15 protein-coding genes are annotated in these 19,539 nt (G+C 57.6%); 14 read left to right on the forward strand and 1 reads right to left on the reverse strand.

Going from position 1 to position 19,539, the window contains the following annotated elements; all coding sequences use genetic code 11:
- Positions 1 to 120 precede the first annotated feature (120 nt).
- Positions 121 to 4,416: an InlB B-repeat-containing protein gene (locus QP109_RS06765; RefSeq protein ID WP_285024076.1), complete on the forward strand. Its 4,296-nt coding sequence runs from the start codon at positions 121 to 123 to the stop codon at positions 4,414 to 4,416.
- A 615-nt stretch (positions 4,417 to 5,031) separates the two neighbouring features.
- On the opposite strand, the gene QP109_RS06770 is transcribed toward QP109_RS06765, so the two are convergent.
- Entirely contained in the window at positions 5,032 to 6,285 is a 1,254-nt protein-coding gene (locus QP109_RS06770; RefSeq protein WP_285024077.1) for an isochorismate synthase, read from the reverse strand.
- Between the two features lie 188 nt (positions 6,286 to 6,473).
- On the opposite strand from QP109_RS06770, the gene QP109_RS06775 reads away from it, so the two are divergent.
- The 13 genes from QP109_RS06775 (at position 6,474) to nuoK (ending at position 19,537) form a co-directional block, all read left to right on the forward strand.
- The gene (locus tag QP109_RS06775; protein ID WP_285024078.1) at positions 6,474 to 7,193 is read left to right on the forward strand and encodes a class I SAM-dependent methyltransferase; all 720 of its coding nucleotides are present in this window, start codon (positions 6,474 to 6,476) and stop codon (positions 7,191 to 7,193) included.
- A gap of 246 nt (positions 7,194 to 7,439) precedes the next feature.
- A complete protein-coding gene (locus QP109_RS06780) occupies positions 7,440 to 8,720 on the forward strand; it encodes a geranylgeranyl reductase family protein (RefSeq protein ID WP_285024079.1) in 1,281 nt (426 codons plus the stop codon).
- A gap of 34 nt (positions 8,721 to 8,754) precedes the next feature.
- On the forward strand, positions 8,755 to 9,114 hold the full coding sequence (ndhC, locus tag QP109_RS06785) for an NADH-quinone oxidoreductase subunit A (RefSeq protein WP_006680798.1): 360 nt from the start codon (positions 8,755 to 8,757) through the stop codon (positions 9,112 to 9,114).
- Between the two features lie 17 nt (positions 9,115 to 9,131).
- The gene (locus QP109_RS06790) at positions 9,132 to 9,686 is read left to right on the forward strand and encodes an NADH-quinone oxidoreductase subunit B (protein WP_006680799.1); all 555 of its coding nucleotides are present in this window, start codon (positions 9,132 to 9,134) and stop codon (positions 9,684 to 9,686) included.
- Positions 9,683 to 10,399, forward strand: coding sequence for an NADH-quinone oxidoreductase subunit C (locus QP109_RS06795; RefSeq protein WP_101628255.1), 717 nt, complete (start codon positions 9,683 to 9,685; stop codon positions 10,397 to 10,399). The genes QP109_RS06790 and QP109_RS06795 overlap by 4 nt, the downstream gene beginning before the upstream one ends.
- Positions 10,399 to 11,748 carry an NADH-quinone oxidoreductase subunit D gene (locus tag QP109_RS06800; protein WP_285024080.1) on the forward strand — a complete coding sequence of 450 codons (1,350 nt, stop codon included), beginning with the start codon at positions 10,399 to 10,401 and terminating at the stop codon, positions 11,746 to 11,748. The genes QP109_RS06795 and QP109_RS06800 overlap by 1 nt, the downstream gene beginning before the upstream one ends.
- Positions 11,745 to 12,446 carry an NADH-quinone oxidoreductase subunit NuoE gene (gene nuoE / locus QP109_RS06805; protein WP_101628253.1) on the forward strand — a complete coding sequence of 234 codons (702 nt, stop codon included), beginning with the start codon at positions 11,745 to 11,747 and terminating at the stop codon, positions 12,444 to 12,446. Before QP109_RS06800 ends, nuoE begins: the two co-directional genes overlap by 4 nt.
- The gene (gene nuoF, locus QP109_RS06810; protein ID WP_285024081.1) at positions 12,443 to 13,744 is read left to right on the forward strand and encodes an NADH-quinone oxidoreductase subunit NuoF; all 1,302 of its coding nucleotides are present in this window, start codon (positions 12,443 to 12,445) and stop codon (positions 13,742 to 13,744) included. The genes nuoE and nuoF overlap by 4 nt, the downstream gene beginning before the upstream one ends.
- Positions 13,741 to 16,305, forward strand: a complete 2,565-nt coding sequence (locus tag QP109_RS06815) for an NADH-quinone oxidoreductase subunit G (RefSeq protein ID WP_285024082.1) — start codon at positions 13,741 to 13,743, stop codon at positions 16,303 to 16,305. The genes nuoF and QP109_RS06815 overlap by 4 nt, the downstream gene beginning before the upstream one ends.
- Positions 16,302 to 17,612, forward strand: a complete 1,311-nt coding sequence (gene nuoH, locus QP109_RS06820; RefSeq protein WP_285024083.1) for an NADH-quinone oxidoreductase subunit NuoH — start codon at positions 16,302 to 16,304, stop codon at positions 17,610 to 17,612. Before QP109_RS06815 ends, nuoH begins: the two co-directional genes overlap by 4 nt.
- The gene (gene nuoI, locus QP109_RS06825; protein WP_101628249.1) at positions 17,605 to 18,267 is read left to right on the forward strand and encodes an NADH-quinone oxidoreductase subunit NuoI; all 663 of its coding nucleotides are present in this window, start codon (positions 17,605 to 17,607) and stop codon (positions 18,265 to 18,267) included. Before nuoH ends, nuoI begins: the two co-directional genes overlap by 8 nt.
- Positions 18,264 to 19,241 (forward strand): NADH-quinone oxidoreductase subunit J, encoded by a 978-nt coding sequence (locus QP109_RS06830; RefSeq protein ID WP_101628248.1) that lies wholly within the window; start codon positions 18,264 to 18,266, stop codon positions 19,239 to 19,241. Before nuoI ends, QP109_RS06830 begins: the two co-directional genes overlap by 4 nt.
- A complete protein-coding gene (gene nuoK / locus QP109_RS06835; protein ID WP_006680808.1) occupies positions 19,238 to 19,537 on the forward strand; it encodes an NADH-quinone oxidoreductase subunit NuoK in 300 nt (99 codons plus the stop codon). Before QP109_RS06830 ends, nuoK begins: the two co-directional genes overlap by 4 nt.
- Positions 19,538 to 19,539: the final 2 nt, after the last annotated feature.

Genomic DNA, 19,539 nt, shown 5'->3' on the forward strand with positions numbered 1-19,539 from the left:
GCTACAACGGAAGACAAGCAGTCGACTGACTCTGCTGAACCAACCGATTCGTCATCGCTTCCTTCTCAAGCGTCACCCTCCGATTCAAATAAGATAGCTCAGCCACGCAGGCTTCCTCGTATGGCGCCGGCTAACAAGTCTCTGTCTGACGTCTGGGTGAATGCTGATTCTGGCACTGATGATAATGCTGGCACTTCTGCGGATGCGCCACTTGCATCGCTGAAAGCTGGTTTAAATGCACTTGGTGACGGCGGAACTTTGCATATTGCAGGCACGTTCACAACCGGCACTCCACTCACTATCCCAAGTGGTGCACACCTTGACGTGTACTCAGATGCCACCTTTACCGGTTCAAACGGCCAAAAGGGCATCATTCTTTCTTCCGGTGCGAAGCTGGGTGCCTCTCATGGCGCTAGGCTCACGATGAGCGGTTTTGCAACTGCTCTTGATATTGCTTCTGGCGCGGAAGTCAACGATGGTATCTACATCCTTGATCGGAATGCGATTGCTTTTCACCTGAAAGGCACATTCAATGGTTCGTCGCGAGAGGCGCTGACCGTATCTGCCATGGAGAGCACTGGGCGAGCTTTCACCTATGGGACAGGTTCTAGCTTCAACAACTGCACGGTGAATGTGCAAGCGAAGAATGAAACGAGCGAGCAGTACGCTCCGCTTGTGATGAGCAATGCGTCGCTCACCACGCGCGGAGTCTGGTTCTACCTGAACCCTGTAAAAGACACGTATATTCTTGATCTGAATAACTCTGACTTATATGTCTACAAAGCCACTGGTTCTTATCATTACAAGCAGACGATGGCAATTGAGGGTCAGAGTCGAATCATCAACGGCTCTACGTTGACCTCTGACGGATCGCGTATTACTAATGGCCAAGACTCAACCATGGAAGTCACCGACTCCACGGTGGTCTTCAAAAACAGCACCGCGGGTGGCTTAAACGTCAACTACGCAAATTCAAACGCCACGTTTACGAACTCCACTCTCGTCGGTGAAAACCTGCGGTACACCCCGCTATTCGGAGCTGGTCTAAATAAGCCAGAAAAGCAGTTCATTAAGTTTGTTGGCAACAGTGTTATCAACACTGCTGCGGTAGATAAAATAGCTGATAATGGTGGTGCGAACCCTCCTGCGCAGTACGTTGTAACCGGTGGCTCGTTCAAGATCGCTTATGATCCAAGCTACAACTATAACGTCACCACGCCGACGAACGGTGCCGAGAACGGTAATGAGCGACTGAGCCTGCTAACCTTGGCCGATTCTTCCACGAACGTGTTGAATCCGAAGAACATTAATGGTGACAGGTACACCTATAACGTCGAGCGTGCCTCAGATGATGGTCTCAAACACGTGTGGGTACCAAGCGCCAAGGTTACCTACGTATTGAACAACTCCAACGCCTCATTCGCAGACGGGGCACAACAGTCCAAGACTGCCACCACAATTCGCGGGTATGCCCTCGACATGATTGCTGGAAATGTGGATCCCGGTACTCCGACTGACGCGAATGGAGTCGAGTTCCTCGGCTGGTTCTATAGGGATGCCGCTGGTGTGGAACACTCGTTTGAAGCTTCATCTGTCGTGGATACGAACCTTGAGGTTTACGCTAAGTGGAATGCAGCGTCGGTGATCTACCACAACAACAACGGTGGCACGAACTTCGTCAGTGCCGTTGCTCCCTCGGCTCAGTCAGCGACTGTTCTGGACTTTGACTCGATCAGCGCTCAAGATTCAACATTTGCTGTTCCAGGAAAGACGTTCAAGCATTGGACGACGGATCCTGCAGGGCATGGCAAGCCGATTGCTCCGGGCGAGACTCTTCCCGTGACGGGTGCATCAAGCATCGACTTGTATGCGCAGTACGACGTCAACCTGTATCAGGTTGCATTCTCTGCAAATGGCGGTCGCTTCTCAGACGATTCCGTTTTCAAGACGAACCCAGACGTGTTCACGGTGATTACCGATCCCAACGGTGGCGACGTCGCAGTACTGAAGAAGAAGGCAGAATACGGCGACGAGTTCCGCTCTCTTCTTGGTGCGCTCGACTACAACACGCTTGTGCCGGATCAGAAGGCTCAGAAGAACGGATGGATACTCGGCGACACGACGAGTTGGTACGCAACCCCCACCGGTGGAAAGAGCTATAACTTCAAGGACCGGAAGTCGTGGTTGTTCTCCAGACCAGGAGATAACCCACAAATCACGGAAGATGTGACCTTCTACCTCGGATGGAAAGAAGATCCGAAGGTTGAAAAGATCCAGCAGGATGGTGAAATCCCCGGAGATATCTGGGGTGTCAGCCCCGCCGAAAGCTCCAAGGAACAATTTGTTCGCGTTGGCGACACATTCAGCGTGACCGGTGTTATTAACGCAGATTCCATCAAAGATCAGATGAACATGATTGAATCGTTGTTCCCTGAGGTTACGGGTAGTGATCGTTCTGCGGTCATGATGGATCGAAGCGCTAACAGCGAAAACTCGAAGCTTTCACAGATTGCTTTGACTTCTCCGACATCGACGTTCACTGCAACGTTGACCATGCCGGAGGGCGTCACTATCCCTGAGTCTCCTCAGGTGACCCCGGCAGGTTTGGGTGATGCTTTCGAGGTCACGGACGTGAAGGTTGATGATCGCGACATCACCGTGACCCTGAGCCTGAAAGCGGGAATGACGGATTACGCCAAACTCAAGGCGGCTGTAGAATCTGTTACCCCGATGGCTGATGGCGGTTTAACGCTGACGGTTAATGGTTTGGGTATCGATGGTGACAAGGTTGCCAACGGTGACAAGCTCACGCTAAGCGGAAAGGTTACCGGTTCATTCTCGGCAGTTGCTACAAGCCCCGGTGGTACCTCAAAGCGTTTCAAGTTCGCTTGGAATGCGGTGCAAGATCTTCCGACAAGGGATCCGAACTCGAGCAACGTCAAGGCAATTGAGTACACGCTCGTTGTAGTGAAGCCGTATCAGGGGATTCTGCCCGCCGATATTCTGGTTGGTGAAGAAACTCAGCATCATGCTGCTTACCCGGTGCGTCGTGGGGAATCGCTCGACTTTGTAGGCGCACTGAATGTTGAGCCTATTAAAGAACAAATGAAAGCAATCGAGGCTCTTTATCCTGGGGTTGCTGATTACGAGAAACTTGGGATTCAGGTTCGCAACTTTGGCTTCGAAGCAACCTTCACTATGCCGGAAGGCCTCTCGCTTCCGGCAGAAGTCACGCCACAAGCTCTGGACTTTGGTGAAGGCTTCAAGGTTGAGGAAACATCAGTTCACGGTCGAACCCTTACGGTGAAGATGACGCTGAATAAGGACGTCACGAACTACGCACAGTTGAATAAGATTGTTATGGATGCTGGTGCGAAGGATCACTGGATGAAGATGGTTATCCCCGGTGTCACGGTTAATTCGGATGCTCCGGCTGGTAAGCAACTGACGGTCTTTGGTGAAGTCACCGGCGCGTTCGAAGCGACAGCTACCTCTGAAGCAGGAACGGCTAAGGAATTCAACTTCTTGTGGAGTGCGGAACAGTGGCCTGATGGCAGGGATGGCATGGCCGATGCTTCGGATAAGTCCATTCGTTTCACGGTCATCACTCCGGAGCAGACGCTGTTGCCCGCCGACATTCTGGTCAATGGTGATACCGAGAATTCAGCTATCCACATGACCAAGCGTGGAAGTGAATTGAACTTCTCGGCAGACCTTGATGTCAGCGGGATTCAGAAGAAGATGGAAGAGATCGAAGAGAGCAACAACGTGCCCGCGGAGCACTTCGATCGAGTGTTGGTGAAGCAGATCGAGAGTGAATTCACGACTCGCATTAGTGTTCCTGAAGAATTTCGAGCAGTCTGGCCGAAGGACAAGGCAAGCTACGCGCTGACCGGAACGGATGCTTTTGAGATCTCGGATGTGACGTATGCAGATGGTGTCGTCACTATTTCGATGAGGCTTAAGGGCGACTACCCGACGTACAAGGCTTTGCGTCAAGCAATTCATGATGACACGAAGCCGAGCTTGAGTCTGACAGTGGCTGGCTTCAAGGTGCCAGACACCGCGCCACTCGACCAGAACATCACCGTGAGCAGCGAGGTTTCTGGATACATGAAGGCGTTGGCTGCAGTTGAAGGTGGTCGTTCGGCATCGTTCTCGATGGAATGGGTTTCTGTCCAGAAGGAAGGCGGACGTGACAAGATCCTCGAGGGAACTGACAGCTCAGCAGTTCAGCTCACCTTGAAGGTCACGGAAGATCCTGCAGTTATCGATGTCAAGCCACCATCGCTTGCAAAACTCCCGAAGACGGGTGCTACGCACCTTGGGCTGTCTGTGTACATGTCGCTAGCTTTCCTTGTTGCAGGTGGCGTCATGGTGGCATCCCAACGACGTACTCGCAAGGAGTTCAACTGATCGGCGTGGAGAGCGTTATTCGGTATAGCGTGCTGTACCAGTAGCTGAAGCGTCTGTCAGACGAAACAAGACCCTGGCTTCTGCGGACACAGTATGTGCCCGTAGAAGCCAGGGCCTTACTGTCTATCAACCGTTGATTTTTGGAGCGGTCTAGGGGTTTCTCTTCTGCTGCAAGTGCGCCGACTGCACTTGGTGCGACGGTTTTGCTTGGATAGTCGTGTTTTTGTCGCGTTGGGTGTAGTTGGGGTCACGTTAGGACCTTGATCTAGGCGCCTGTTGCACCTGACGCGACGGTTTTGCTTGGATAGTCGTGTTTTTGTCGCGTTGGGTGTGGTTGGTGCCGTGTGTGGGTTGGTTTTTTGTTCCCGACTGCACTTGGTGCGACGGTTGTGTGTCTAAAAGCTTGGATTTGTCGCGTTGGGTGTAGTTGGTGTCGTGCCACGACCCTGACCTTGGCCCCGGTTGCACCTGAGGCGACGGATATGTGTCTAAAAGCTTGGATTTGTCGCGTTGGGTGTAGTTGGTCCCCCGCCACGACCCTGGCCCTGGCACCGGTTGCACCTGACGCGACGCTCTACCCGCCAAGCGACAAAGTCAGCCGGCCAAGGATGCCCCTCACAAGCTGAGTGCGTCCAGCAGTGGCGCCATCTTCTGGCGCGTTTCTGCAAGCTCAATCTCAGGATCAGAATCCGGCATAATCCCGCCACCAGCAAAAATGCGCAGTGTATGTCCGTCGTCTTCAACAAGGCCACAGCGCAGGGCAATGCAGAATTCACCCTCACCGTCGGCGTCGATCCAACCGACTGGTCCGGAATAGCGTCCGCGCGCGGTTTGCTCGTGAACTTTCAGCAGTTCAAGCGCTTCGAGGCGCGGTGTCCCGCAGACTGCTGCGGTCGGATGTAAAGCGGCGACTGCATCCAACAGGTTCGAATCTGCCAAAGTGGCGTGAATGTCGGAAGCAAAGTGGACGACGTTCGGGAGCTCCAAAATGAAGGGGGTATCGGGCGCGTTGACTTCAGATACTAGGGGAGCGAGCGCCGAAACAACGGAATCAACCGCCAAAGTGTGTTCGCGACGATCCTTCGCGGATGCGAGCAATTCGTCGGCATGGCCGGCGGGTGCAGTTCCAGCCAAGACTCGCGAACGCAGTTGAGAAACGTGCACGGACGCGAGCATTTCAGGAGTGGCGCCCACAAGGTCATGGACGGCGAAACGCCAGGTCTGCGGGTAGAGCCTATTGAGTCGAGCAAGAAGATAGCGCTGGTCAATCGCGGTTTCAGCCCGTACGAGCATGTCGCGCGCCATGACGGCCTTCGCGGCATCCCCAGCCTGGAGGCGCCTCGCGAGTTCTTCGACGCTGGACGCCCATTCGGCTTGCGTCATCCTGCCGGTATCGGTCACGAGGCCGCCCGGCCCGGTCAGTTCGCTGTCCTTAAAACTGGGGCGGAGCTGGGTGAGCACCTCAAGTGGATCGCGAGCAGTATCCGAGCAGGACATTGAAACAGCCCAGCGTTCCTTGTTGGTCGTCGCGATCACGAATTCGGGGACGCTCAGGTATGAAACAGAGGGGGAAACGAAACCGTAGGACCCAAAAGCAAGGGGAAGGCTGAGGCCAGTGTGGTCGGTCTCGCTGATTGCGGATCGGCGCACCTGGTCCCACCACGATGCCGAATCGGAAATAGCGGACGGGGTGTTGGAGGACCATTCGGCGGCGGTGCCCCAGCCGACCATTGATTGACGCCACCCGAACCACACGAAAGGTGAAACGCCGTCGGGGATTAGTTCAAGCAGTGGCGTGTTTTCCCAGCGGGTGCCTTGAAGTGAGGCTGCACGCACACGCAAAGTGGGAACGGAAAGGTCGGTGGGCATGGGTCAATATTACTCGCGCAACTTTGCTGGGTTGTGCGCGCCTCACCTGAGTGGGGGTGTGTGGGTGAATCAATGCGGGTGTTTTACTGGTGAGGGCAGGCGTGGGAGCGGGGATGCACGAAGTGCGAACGAGCAGTGCGATATGGGCGCAGGTATGACACGAGGCTCCGACGTGGGAAGATAGGGGTATGGAGAATGAATCTTCGGGCGCACTGCGCGCTGACCTGACGAAATCGACCACCGACGTCGCATCGATGTTCGACCATGTTGCCGAGCGCTATGACCTTATGGATGCGCTGATGACAGGCGGTATGGACCACGTGTGGATGGTCGCGTTGCGCAACGCGGTTAAGCCGGCGCCGGGGGAGAGGATCCTTGACCTCGCTGCGGGCACGGGTGCGTCGTCGGCAGCCTTGGCGAAAGGCGGGGCGGAGGTTGTGGCTTGCGACCTGTCCGAAGGCATGATCGAAGTTGGTCGCCAGCGTCACCCCGACATTGAGTTCGTCCAGGGTGACGCGCTTGACCTGCAGTTCGAAGACGCGTCCTTTGATGCGGTGACGATTTCGTGGGGTCTGCGTAATATCCCAGATCCAGCTCGCGCGCTACGTGAGATGGCGCGAGTTGTTCGTCCACGAGGTCGCTTGGTTGTCTGCGAGTTTTCAACCCCGCCGAACGCGGTTTTCCGTAGGCTCTACAACTTCTATCAGTCCACCGTGATGCCGGTGATGGCGAAAGCAATGTCGTCGAATGATGTCGCCTATGACTATCTGATCGAGTCGATTCGTGATTGGCCGGATCAGCAAGATGTTGCTCGAATGATCGTCGCGAACGGCTGGGTCGATGTTCAGTACCGAAACCTTACTGGCGGAATCGCGGCACTACACCGGGCTGTGAAGCCATTGCCCTAAGGGGGCCAAAGATCAATGAGGAGGAAGGCGTGCCGAATTAGGCACGCCTTCTTTTTCCGAATTGAATGCATCTTTGTTAACGCTCGCATTTCACTTTTCCCGAAAATCCGCCTTTCCTGAAGAACGGGCGCACTCGTTGGCGCAACGGGCTACGCTTGCAATTCGGATCGCGGTGCAGTGCACACCGCTCCGACTTGCACATCTGCGCAGCCCGTACAGTTGCGCTCACTCTTGGGAGGGCTACCAGTGGTCAACGACCTTACTGGCGTAACGGATGCCGACGTCATTATCGTCGGTGCCGGACCTGCGGGTTCCTCCACCGCATATCACCTGGCAAAGCTAGGGATTGACGTCCTCGTCCTTGAAAAAGCAGAGTTTCCGCGCGACAAGATTTGCGGTGACGGCCTGACTCCCGCGGCCGTCCACGAATTGATCGCGATGGGCATGGACATCTCCACGTGGAACCGAAACCGAGGGCTGACCGTCGTCGGCGGAGGACACACGATTTCCCTTGATTGGCCTGATCAGAAGTCGCTTCCGGGCTATGGAATGACGCGCGCACGCATGCAGCTGGACCACGATCTGATCCAACATGCTGTGAATGCTGGCGCCCGTCTGATGGAGGGAATTACCGTCACCGGCGCACTGACCAGTCCAATGGGTCGCGTGTGCGGTGTGAAGGCAAAGAAGGGGCGCGGTAAAGATGCCGAAGCCTTGGAAATGCGCGCCAAGATGGTTGTCGACTGCGGTGGTGTTTCTGCCAGGCTCGCTACCTCTCTCGGCATCGAAAAAGCGACCAAGCGCCCCATGGGTGTTGCAGCGCGCGCCTACTTCAAGTCGCCTCGTGGCAACGAAGACTACATGGAATCCCAGCTGGAACTCTGGTCGGGCGTGCCCGGGCAATCGGCCCTGCTTCCCGGTTACGGCTGGGTCTTTCCCATGGGCGACGGAATCGTCAACGTTGGTTTGGGCTCTGTTGCCTCCACAGCCAATGCGACGCAGCTTCCCTACAAGAAAGTCTTCGAACAGTGGATCGCGAACGTGCCCGAGGAATGGGGATTCACCCCTGAAAATCAGATCGGTCCGCTCCGCTCAGCTGCGCTCCCGATGAGCTTCAACCGCAAGCCACACTACGTGTCGGGTCTCGTACTCGTTGGTGACGCAGGTGGCCTGGTGTCTCCGTTTAATGGCGAAGGTATCGCACCGGCTCTGAAGGCGGGTCGCTTCGCGGCCTCGTGCATCGCCCAAGCCTTCTCGCGCACTACGTCGGTAGGCATCGACCGCGCCATGAGCGAATACCCCGAACTTCTCCGCGAAGAATACGGTGGCTACTACCAGCTGGGCCGAGTCTTCGTGGCTCTTATTGAAAATCCGCGAATCATGCAGCTCTGCACTAACAAGGGCCTGCCAATTCCGCGACTTATGACTTTCGTTCACAAGCTACTTTCTGACGGCTATGAACGTAAGGGCGGCGACTTTGATGACCGCCTCATCACAATGTTGACAAAGATGGTGCCGTCCGTATGAACGCCCTTCACTTCTTTCAACCCTGGGAGGAACAATGACGAATCCCTATTTTCCGTTGCTGATTATGGCTGCGGCTGCACTCGTGCTGGCACTTGGTGGCCTTGGCGCATCGGCGATTCTCGGACCGACGAAGAAGTCTAAGACCAAAGCTGACAACTACGAATGCGGCATTGAACCGACCTCGGGTCACCTTCACGAAGGTCGCTTCCCGGTTCGTTACTACCTGGTCGCCATGACGTTCATCATTTTCGACATCGAAGTCGTCTTCATGTACCCGTGGGCAGTGAGCTTCAGCCAGCTCGGCCTGTTCGGGCTTATTGCAATGCTGACGTTCATCGCGCTCATCACCGTGCCATACGTGTACGAGTGGCGACGCGGTGGCCTGGATTACTGAGGGACAGGAGCAGATAAATGGGTCTTGAAGAAAGCCTGCCCGCTGGCGTTGCGCTGACAAGCATCGAGAAGGTTCTCGGCCTTGCACGCAAGTACAGCCAGTGGCCAGTCACCATGGGTCTGGCATGTTGCGCTATTGAAATGATGGCAGCCGGCACACCTCGATTCGATATGTCCCGCTTCGGTCTGGAAGTTTTCCGTGCGTCGCCGCGTCACTCGGACATGATGATCGTTTCAGGTCGTGTCAGCCACAAGATGGCTCCCGTTATTCGTCGTGTTTACGACTCTATGCCGGAACCTAAATGGGTTATTTCGATGGGTGCATGCGCATCATCGGGCGGCATGTTCAACAACTACGCCGTCGTTCAGGGATGCGATCACATCGTTCCCGTCGACGTCTACCTGCCTGGTTGCCCGCCCCGTCCCGAGGCCCTGATTCACGCGGTTCTGACCCTGCGTGAGCAGATTGGTAAGGAACCACTCGGCGTTCACCGTCAGGAAATTGCCCGCAAGGCTGAACAGGCAGCTCTCGCTGCAACGCCCACCCACCAGATGAAGGGACTCCTCGCATGAGTGACGAAATCGTCACCCCGGACGACTCCCAAGTCGTAGCCAAAGCCCCGCAGCGTGCGTTCGGTGCACCCGAACTGATGACGCGTCGCGAAGGCATGTTCCCCGATACGACCGGCTTTTCCGGCCTGGTGAAGGAATCTTTCCTTCCCGGCGAAACGCCGCGCCCCTACGGTGGCTGGTTCGACAACGCAGTCGACATTCTTGAAGAACTGATCGAAGCCGACGGTCTGAAGGTTGAAGAGGTCATCGAAAAGGTTGTTGTCGACCGCGGTGAACTGACGATCTTCATTGTCCGCGATCATATTGCTCGTGTTGCAAAGTACCTGCGTGATGATGCAGATCTTCGTTTCGAGCTCTGCCTTGGTACGAACGGTGTTCACTACCCGTCAGACGAAGGTCGCGAACTCCACGCGATCTACCCACTGATGTCGATCACCTACAACCGCAACATTCGTCTTGAGGTCACGTGCCCCGATGGTGACCCGCACATTCCCTCCATCGTTTCCGTCTACCCGGCAAACGACTGGCAAGAACGTGAAACGTGGGACCTCATCGGCATCATCTTCGACGGTCACCCGTCGCTGACTCGTACCGCACTGCCTGACGACTGGGTAGGACACCCCCAGCGCAAGGATTACCCGCTTGGTGGCGTCCCCGTTGAATACAAGGGCGCAACAGTTCCGCCTGCAGACACGCGGAGGTCATACAACTGATGAGCACACCAAACTTCCACGCGGCGGCTTCTTCAGCTCCGCTGAATATGGATGAAGTTCCCGAGGTCATGACCCAGGGTGGTGACTGGAAGGACGTTCTGAACGAAATCGAAAAGATTTCCTCCGAGCGCATCGTCGTTAACCTTGGCCCGGTTCATCCGGCAACCCATGGCGTTCTGCGTCTGATTCTCGAACTCGACGGCGAAACCGTTCGCGAAACCCGCGTTGACACCGGCTACCTTCATACCGGCATTGAGAAGACGATGGAATACCGTACGTGGACGCAGGGCGTGACGCTCTGTACCCGTATGGACTACGTTGCCCCAATCTTCCAGGAAGCCGTCTACTGCCTCGGCGTTGAAAAGCTCCTGGGCATCACGGATGACATTCCGGAGCGCGCGAACCTGATTCGCGTCTTGATGATGGAGCTCTGCCGCATCGCCTCGCACCTCGTCGCTATCGGTTCGACCGGTAACGAAATGGGTGCAACGACGATCATGACGATCGCATTCCGCGGTCGTGAAGAGATCCTCCGCATCTTCGAACGCATCACCGGCCTGCGTATGAACAATGCGTACATCCGCCCCGGTGGTGTCGCACAGGACATCGGCGAAGGCACCGTTGATTACATCCGTGAGCTTCTTCCGAAGGCTCGTCGCGATATTGGCGAGCTCGAGGATCTGACGAAGCAGAACCCGATCTTCAAGAAGCGCCTGTGCGACGTGGCTGTCATGCCGCTGTCCGCTCTGATGGCGCTTGGCACGACCGGCCCGGGTGTCCGCGCTGCGGGCTTGCCGCTCGACCTTCGTAAGTCGCAGCCCTACTGCGGTTACGAACAGTTCGAGTTCGACATTCCGACCCGAGACAAGTCCGACGTCTACAACCGTGTCATGGTTCGTTTCGACGAGTGCTACGAGTCGCTGCGCATCATCTACCAGGTCCTCGATCGTCTTGAGAAGTGCGAAGGTGCTCCCGTGATGGTCGCGGATCCGGCAATTGCATGGCCCGCACAGCTGTCGGTGGCAACCGACGGACAAGGCAACTCGTTGCAGCACATCTCCGAGATTATGGGCTCCTCGATGGAATCCTTGATCCACCACTTCAAGCTTGTGACCGAAGGCTTCACGGTTCCCGCTGGTCAGGTGTACCAGCAGGTCGAGCACGCAAAGGGCATCATCGGTGTTCACCTCGTTTCTGACGGTGGCACCCGCCCGTTCCGCGCCCACTTCCGTGACCCCTCGTTCGCAAACCTTCAAGCCATGGCAATGATGACCGAAGGCGGCCAGCTGGCCGACGTCGTCGTTGCACTTGCTGCCATCGACCCGGTGCTGGGAGGCGTTGACCGATGAGCTACACGCAGGAAGTTGAAGCCCGCCTGAGGGCTGAATCCGCAGAAATTATTGGCCGTTACCCGACTGGGCACGCACGTTCGGCTCTTCTTCCGATGCTGCACCTGGTGCAGTCCGAAGACGGCTACGTCAGCCCCGACGGTATCGCCCTGATCGCCGACATTCTGGGCTTGTCGCGTCCAGAGGTCAGCGCCGTTGCAACGTTCTACACGCAGTACAAGCGTCACCCTAACGGTGACTACTTGGTTGGTGTGTGCACGAACGCGCTCTGCGCAGTTATGGGTGGCGACGCGATTTGGGATGCCGTTTCCGAGCACGTTGGTGTGGGAAGCGACGAAACCAACGAATCTGGTCGCATCACCCTTGAGCGCATCGAATGCAACGCGGCCTGCGATTATGCGCCAGTCGTCATGGTCAACTGGGAGTTCTTCGACAATCAGACGCCCGAATCGGCGCTTGCTCTGGTCGATGACCTCGAAGCCGGTCGTCCCGTCCACCCGACGCGTGGCGCTGCGGTTGTCCCGACGTTCAAGGAAGTTGAGCACACACTCGCAGGCTTCCTTGATGGCCATGAAAACGAAGGCCCGTCCGCCGGTGAGCCATCCCTGCTGGGGCGCAAGCTCGCCGCGGAAAATGGCTGGACCGAGCCGGTTGCTGTTGCTGGCACCGAAGGTGAGCAGGGAGGCGAACAGGCATGACAGCATTTGCAGCTCCTGGGCCCCTCACACCGATCGTGACGAACGGTTGGGGTGAAGACCAGTCGTGGACTCTCGCTTCGTACCTGAAGCGCGGTGGCTACGAGGGTCTGAAGAAGGCCAACACTCTTGAAGCGGGCGACATCGTCCAGATCGTGAAGGACTCCGGTCTTCGCGGTCGTGGTGGCGCAGGCTTCCCGACGGGCCTCAAGTGGTCTTTCCTTCCACCAGATGACGGCAAGCCTCGCTACCTCGTTGTCAACGCTGACGAGTCCGAGCCGGGTACGTGTAAGGACATCCCGACCATCATGGCGAACCCGCATGTTCTGGTTGAAGGCATCGCGATTACCAGTCGCGCCATCAACTGCAAGCACGCGTTCGTTTACCTGCGTGGCGAGGTCGTCCACGTATACCGTCGTCTGCTGAACGCAATTAAAGAGGCAACCGATGCCGGTCTGCTCGGCGATCTGAAGATCACCGCTCACGCTGGTGCTGGCGCCTACATCTGTGGTGAGGAAACAGCGCTCCTCGATTCGCTCGAGGGTCGTCGTGGCCACCCGCGTTTGAAGCCACCGTTCCCGGCAGTCGCAGGTCTGTACGCCCGCCCGACCGTTGTGAACAACGTTGAGTCGATCTCCCAGGTCGTTGGTGTCTTCCGCAATTCGCCGGAATGGTACGCATCAATGGGCACGGAAAAGTCGAAAGGTCACGGCATCTTCTCCGTTTCCGGCCACGTGAACAATCCGGGTCAGTTCGAGGCTCCGTTCGGTATCACGATGCGTGAACTGATCGAGATGGCCGGCGGTATCCGTGAGGGTCACCAGCTGAAGTTCTGGACTCCCGGTGGCTCCTCCACCCCGATCTTCACCGAAGCTGAACTTGACACCCCGCTCGACTACGAGTCGGTCGGCGCTGCGGGTTCGATGCTCGGTACCCGCGCCCTGCAGGTCTTTGACGAGACCGTGTCGGTGGTTCGCGTGGTCACTCGCTGGATCGAGTTCTACCAGCACGAATCCTGCGGTAAGTGCACGCCCTGCCGTGAAGGTACGTACTGGCTCAAGCAGATCATGTACCGCCTTGAAAAGGGTCAGGGTCTTCCCGGAGATGTTGACCTGCTCGACGAGATCGCGCACAACATCGCCGGCCGTAGCTTCTGCGCCCTCGGCGATGCCGCTGCAACACCGGTCACGTCGGGTATTCAGCGATTCCGCGAAGAGTTCGAAGCCGGTCTGACTACTCCGGCCAATGAGCTCTTCCCCTACGAGGCATCCGCCATCTACGCCAGAGGAGGTGTCCGATGAGCGACGCTCCCAACATGGTTGATGTCGTCATTGATGATGTCCCTGTCGCCGTCCCGCAGGGCACGCTTGTTATTCGTGCAGCAGAGCAGGCTGGAATTCGTATTCCGCGCTTCTGCGACCATCCGCTTCTGGCACCGGTTGCTGCGTGCCGTCAGTGTTTGGTCGAGGTCGGTATGCCCGATCGCAACACCGGCGAACTTCGTTTCATGCCGAAGCCTCAGCCGTCATGTGCACAGACCGTCACTCCCGGAATGGTCGTCAAGACTCAGTTCACATCCGAGGTTGCCAAGAAGGCACAGCATGGTGTGATGGAGTTCCTGCTGATCAACCACCCGCTGGACTGCCCGATCTGCGATAAGGGCGGCGAATGTCCCCTGCAGAACCAGGCAATGACCGACGGCCGTGGAAAGTCCCGTTTCGCCGATGCGAAACGCACCTACCGCAAGCCGTTGCGTCTGACCAGCCAGATCCTGCTCGACCGCGATCGTTGCATTCTCTGCCAGCGTTGCGTGCGCTTCGGTAAGGAAATCTCCGGCGACGTGTTCATCGACTTGCAGGGCCGCGGTGGTGGTACGGCTCCGACCGACGACCACTACTTCATGGCAGAACAGATCGGCGCGTTCGACACGACTGCTCTGGACTTCCACAACCCGAAGCCGAAGGACCTGGGTAACGCCGGAATCTCCGGTCCCTACGGTGATGCAGGCATCATTGGTTCGGCAAACTCCGGTGACCTGACCGAAGCTGATTGTGATCAGACCGGTCGCCAGTTCGCGTCCTACTTCTCGGGCAACATCATTCAGATTTGCCCGGTTGGTGCACTGACCGCTTCCTCGTACCGCTTCCGCGCCCGCCCGTTCGACCTCGTGTCGACCGCGTCGGTTGCCGAGCATGATGCTTCCGGTTCTGCGCTCCGCGTCGATATCCGTCGCGGTGAGGTTGTCCGTCGTATGGCCGGCAACGATCCGGAGGTCAACGAAGAGTGGATCACCGACAAGGATCGCTTCGCTTTCGAGTGGGACAAGCAGGATCGCCTGACCACCCCGCTGGTTCGCGAAGACGGCACACTGGTTCCGACCTCGTGGTCGGATGCTCTTGACCGTGTCCGTAAGGGTCTCGAAGCTGCGGATCAGACGGGCTTCTTGCCCGGCGGTCGCCTGAGTTTCGAAGATGCCTGGGCATGGAGCAAGTTCGCTCGCACCGTCATCGGCTCCGATTCGATCGACGCTCGCGTTCGCACGATTTCCGCTGAAGAGACCTCGTTCTTGGCTTCGAAGGTTGCTGGCACGGGTCTTGGCGTCACCTACACCGACCTTGAAAATGCGGGGCAAGTCCTGCTGGTCGGCCTCGAACCTGAAGATGAAGCGGGCGCGATCTTCCTGCGCCTGCGCAAGGGTGTTCGTAAGGGTGGCGTGAAGGTTGCGACGGTTGCTCCGTTCACCACGAACGGCAGTGCGAAGATGAACGCGACTCTGTTGCGTGCCGCTCCTGGCACCGAGCCTGAGGTTGTTGCTTCGATTGCTGAGGGCGAACAGAACGCAGAGCTCGCAGTCGCACTGAACGGTGGCATCATCTTGGTGGGTGAGCGCGCAGCTCGCACCCCGGGCCTGCTCTCCGCGGTTGTCGAATTGGCTGAGCGTGCGGGCGCTCGTCTGCAGTGGGTGCCTCGCCGTAACGGTGATCGCGCCGCAGTCGAAGCCGGCCTGCTACCGGGCGTGTTGCCCTTCGGTCGTCAGCTGGGCGACGAGGCCGCGCAGGCTTCACTTGGCTGGAAGTCCTATCCGAAGGCCGCGGGCTTGGATGCTGACGCTCAACTTGCAGGTGCCCTCGACGGTTCGGTTCAGGCACTGGTCGTCGGTGGCGTTGACTACCGTGACTTCGCTGATCCGGCTCTTGCACTTCGCGCTTTTGAAACAGTTCCGTTCCTCGTGAGCCTCGAGGTTCGTTCCTCTAAGATCACCGAGTTGGCCGACGTTGTTCTTCCGGTTGCTCCACAGTTGGAAAAGAATGGCACGTCGATCAACTGGGAAGGTCGCCTGCGTCCCTACGGTCAGGCTGTTTCCGCTCGTTCGCTGACCGACCGCGATGTTCTGGTCAAACTGGCCGAGGAATTTGGCGAGGATCTTGGCATTCTGACGCTGACCGACCTCTACGACGAGGTCAACGCCATCAGTACCTGGGACGGCGCTCGCGCGGAGTTCATGCCGGTTGCTCCGCAGGCTCCTCAGGCAGTCGGTGCTGGTCAGGCAGTTCTCGCAACGCACAAGCCGATGCTTGATGCTGGCCGTCTGCAGGATGGTGCGCCATGGCTCGCGGGTTCTGCTCGTCGCGTGATCGCATTCGCTTCGCAGGCAACGCTGACAGGTGCCGGCGTGAATGCCGGTGAAGCCTTGACGCTTTCCACCGAACGTGGTTCCATCACACTGCCCGCGCAGATCGCGGACCTTCCCGACAACGTCGTGTGGGTTCCCGAATGCTCGCAGGGTTCTTCAGTCCATCAGTCGCTGGGTGACGCCGGTTGCCTCGTGGCTCTCAGCGCCACTGAGGAGGTGGCTCGATGAATCCCTTGCTCAGTGCGGTGCCTAATTACACCGCAGCAGATTTCTCGCAGGAAACATGGTGGCTGACGCTCATCAAGGCCGTCTTCATCATCGTTTACCTGATCCTGAACGTTCTTCTTGCCCTCTGGGTTGAGCGTCGTGGCCTCGGTCGCATGCAGACCCGTCCGGGCCCGAACGTGGCCGGCCCGCTCGGTTTGCTCCAGGCAATCGCCGATGCAGGCAAGCTTCTGTTCAAGGAAGACATGTGGACCCGCGGAGCCGATAAGTTCTTGTACTTCATCGCTCCGGCCATCGCAGCATTCAGTGCGTTTAGCGTCTTTGCTGTGATTCCGATGGGGCCGAACGTCAACCTGTTCGGTCACTCCAGCCCGCTTCAGCTGGCCGATATGCCGGTCGCAACGCTCTACATCCTAGCAATCACCTCGCTTGGCCTGTACGGCGTTGTCCTCGGTGGTTGGTCAACCCGTTCGACGCTTCCGCTCTACGGTGCGGTTCGTTCGTCCGCCCAGGTGATTTCATACGAACTCGCAATGGGTATGGCGCTTGTTTCCGTGTTCCTCATGTCGGGCACGATGTCGACCTCGCAGATCGTTGCTTCCCAAGGCCAGGTCTGGTGGGCATTCGCGCTGATCCCAGCGTTCGTTGTCTACTGCATCTCGGCTACCGGTGAAGTCAACCGTCTGCCCTTCGACCTCCCCGAAGCCGAAGGCGAACTCGTCGCCGGTCACATGACCGAATACTCGTCCATGAAGTTCGGCTGGTACTACCTGTCCGAATACGTGAACATGCTCAATGTTTCCGCGGTTGCCACCACGATGTTCTTCGGAGGTTGGCATGCGCCGTGGCCACTGTCGCACGTACCGGTCATCAACGATGGCTGGTTCGGTATGCTCTGGTTCTTCCTCAAGATGTGGTTCTTCATGTTCCTCCTCATCTGGACCCGTGCAACCCTGCTCCGCTTCCGTTACGACCAGTTCATGAGCTTCGGCTGGAAGTGGCTGATGCCGATCGCTCTGGTCTGGCTGGTTGCCGTCGCCGTCGTTCGTGGCATTACCGAATGGGTTGAGGTTTCCCTGCCAGTCCTTGGCGTATCGATAGTCATCCTCTTCGCAATCATCATGCTGATTATGTGGATCACGGATAAGGGCGAGCCTGAACCGGCCCCCAAGCCTGCCGATATGGAATACACCGGCTTCGCTGATGGTTTCCCGGTCCCGCCACTTCCCGGTCAGAGTCCGGTTGAGTCCCCGCGCGCCGGCCGTGCACCGGTCGTGACGACTGCCTCGAAGGAGGACACCGATGAGTAAGAAGAACGATTCGAAGAACGAGGAAATGCGCTTCGAGCATGACCCGAAGGGGCCGATCGGCGAATTCTTTGCTCCGATCGCCGGCTACGGCGTTACCATCTCGTCTTTCTTCCGTCCGACCGTCACCGAGCAGTACCCGCGCGAACCTGCGCGCGTCATGCCTCGTTTCCACGGTCGTCACCAGCTGAACCGTTACGCAGACGGTTTGGAAAAGTGCATTGGCTGCGAACTTTGCGCGTGGGCATGCCCCGCTGACGCCATCCTCGTTGAAGCAGCCTCGAACACTCCCGAGGCGCAGTACAGCCCCGGCGAGCGTTTCGGCAACGTCTACCAGATCAACTACTTGCGTTGCATCTTCTGCGGTATGTGCATCGAAGCTTGCCCGACTCGTGCTCTGACGATGAGCAACGACTTCGAACTCGCCACCTACACTCGCGCAGACGATATTTACGAAAAGCAGGATCTGCTTGTTCCTCTTTCCGATGGAATGCTCGCTCCGCCTCACCCGATGGTCGAGGGTCTGAACGATGGCGATTACTACCGCGGTGCGGTCAGTGGTGCCACCCAGTCCCAGATTGATTGGGTGAAGGAACACCGTCCTGAGGATCCGAGCCTTGCCAACGCACGCGTGGTGGCAAAGGAGGAAATCCGATGAATCTACTGGCTACATGGCCCGAGATGGCATCCACTGGCGAAGCCGTGCTGTTCGCATGCACCGCAATCGTCATGGTGGTGTGCGCACTGGGTGTCCTGTTCTTTAAGAAGGCCGCATACGCCGCTATCTCGATGGTCGGCGTCATGCTGGGTCTTGCAGTTCTCTACTTGACCCAACAGGTGCCGTTCCTCGGTGTTGTTCAGATCGTCGTCTATACCGGCGCAATCATGATGCTCTTCCTGTTCGTCATCATGATGATCGGTCTCGGTGCCACCGATGACTACGCAACGCAGTCACGCGGTTCGATTATCGCAGCAGTCATCGCGGGTCTTGGCCTTGCAGTGATCATCGCTGCCACCCTCGGCCACACGAAGTTCACGGCTGACGCAAAGGGCCTCGTCCCCGCTGACCCGTACTCGAATGAACCGATCGAATCCCTCGCAACAACGCTCTTCTCGCAGCACTGGCTGACGATGGAGGTCGCGGGTGCACTGCTCATCACCGCCGCAATCGGCGCAATGCTACTCACGCATTCTGACAATCTCGGTCCGAAGATCTCGCAGGAAGAAACCGCAAAGGCCAAGATGCGCGCATTCGCCGAATCTGGCCGACGCATCGGTCAGCTTCCAGCACCTGGCGTCTACGCACACACCAACGCTGCTGACGTCCCGGCCATCTCCGGTGAAACCCTCGGCCCGATCGAAGAATCCGTCCCGCGCGTGATTCGTGTTCGTGGCTTGGAGCGTTCCATCGATCAGGTCGACCACGACGTCGCGCAGTCGCTCATGCTCGCCCGTACCGGCGATACCATCGACTCGCCGTTCGCACAGTTTGCATCGCAGACCGTCGAGCGTTCGGGCTCGTGGGGTATGCCTGGCCCGGCAGCGCCCACCGGCCTTGATCAGCCAGTCGGTCCCGCTGACGCGGCTGATGCTGAAGCACCCGCACAAAACAAGGAAGAGGAGGAGAAGTGAGTCTGGCTTGGTACCTCCTGCTTGCGGGAGTGCTCTTCTCAATCGGCGCTGTTACCGTTCTGGTTCGTCGCTCCGCCATCATTTCCCTGATGGGCGTTGAGCTCATGCTGAACTCCGCGAACCTGGTGTTCGTCACCTTCGCGCGAATCTTCGGCGATGTGAACGGTGAAATTATGGCGTTCTTCGTCATGATCGTCGCAGCTGCCGAAGTCGTGGTCGGTCTGGCGATCATCGTGTCCATCTTCAAGTCACGGTCGACAACGAGCGTTGACGATATCAACCTGCTGAAGAACTGAGG

The sequence above is a fragment of the Pauljensenia sp. UMB9872 genome (assembly GCF_030212665.1).
Classification (GTDB): Bacteria; Actinomycetota; Actinomycetes; order Actinomycetales; family Actinomycetaceae; genus Pauljensenia; species Pauljensenia turicensis_B.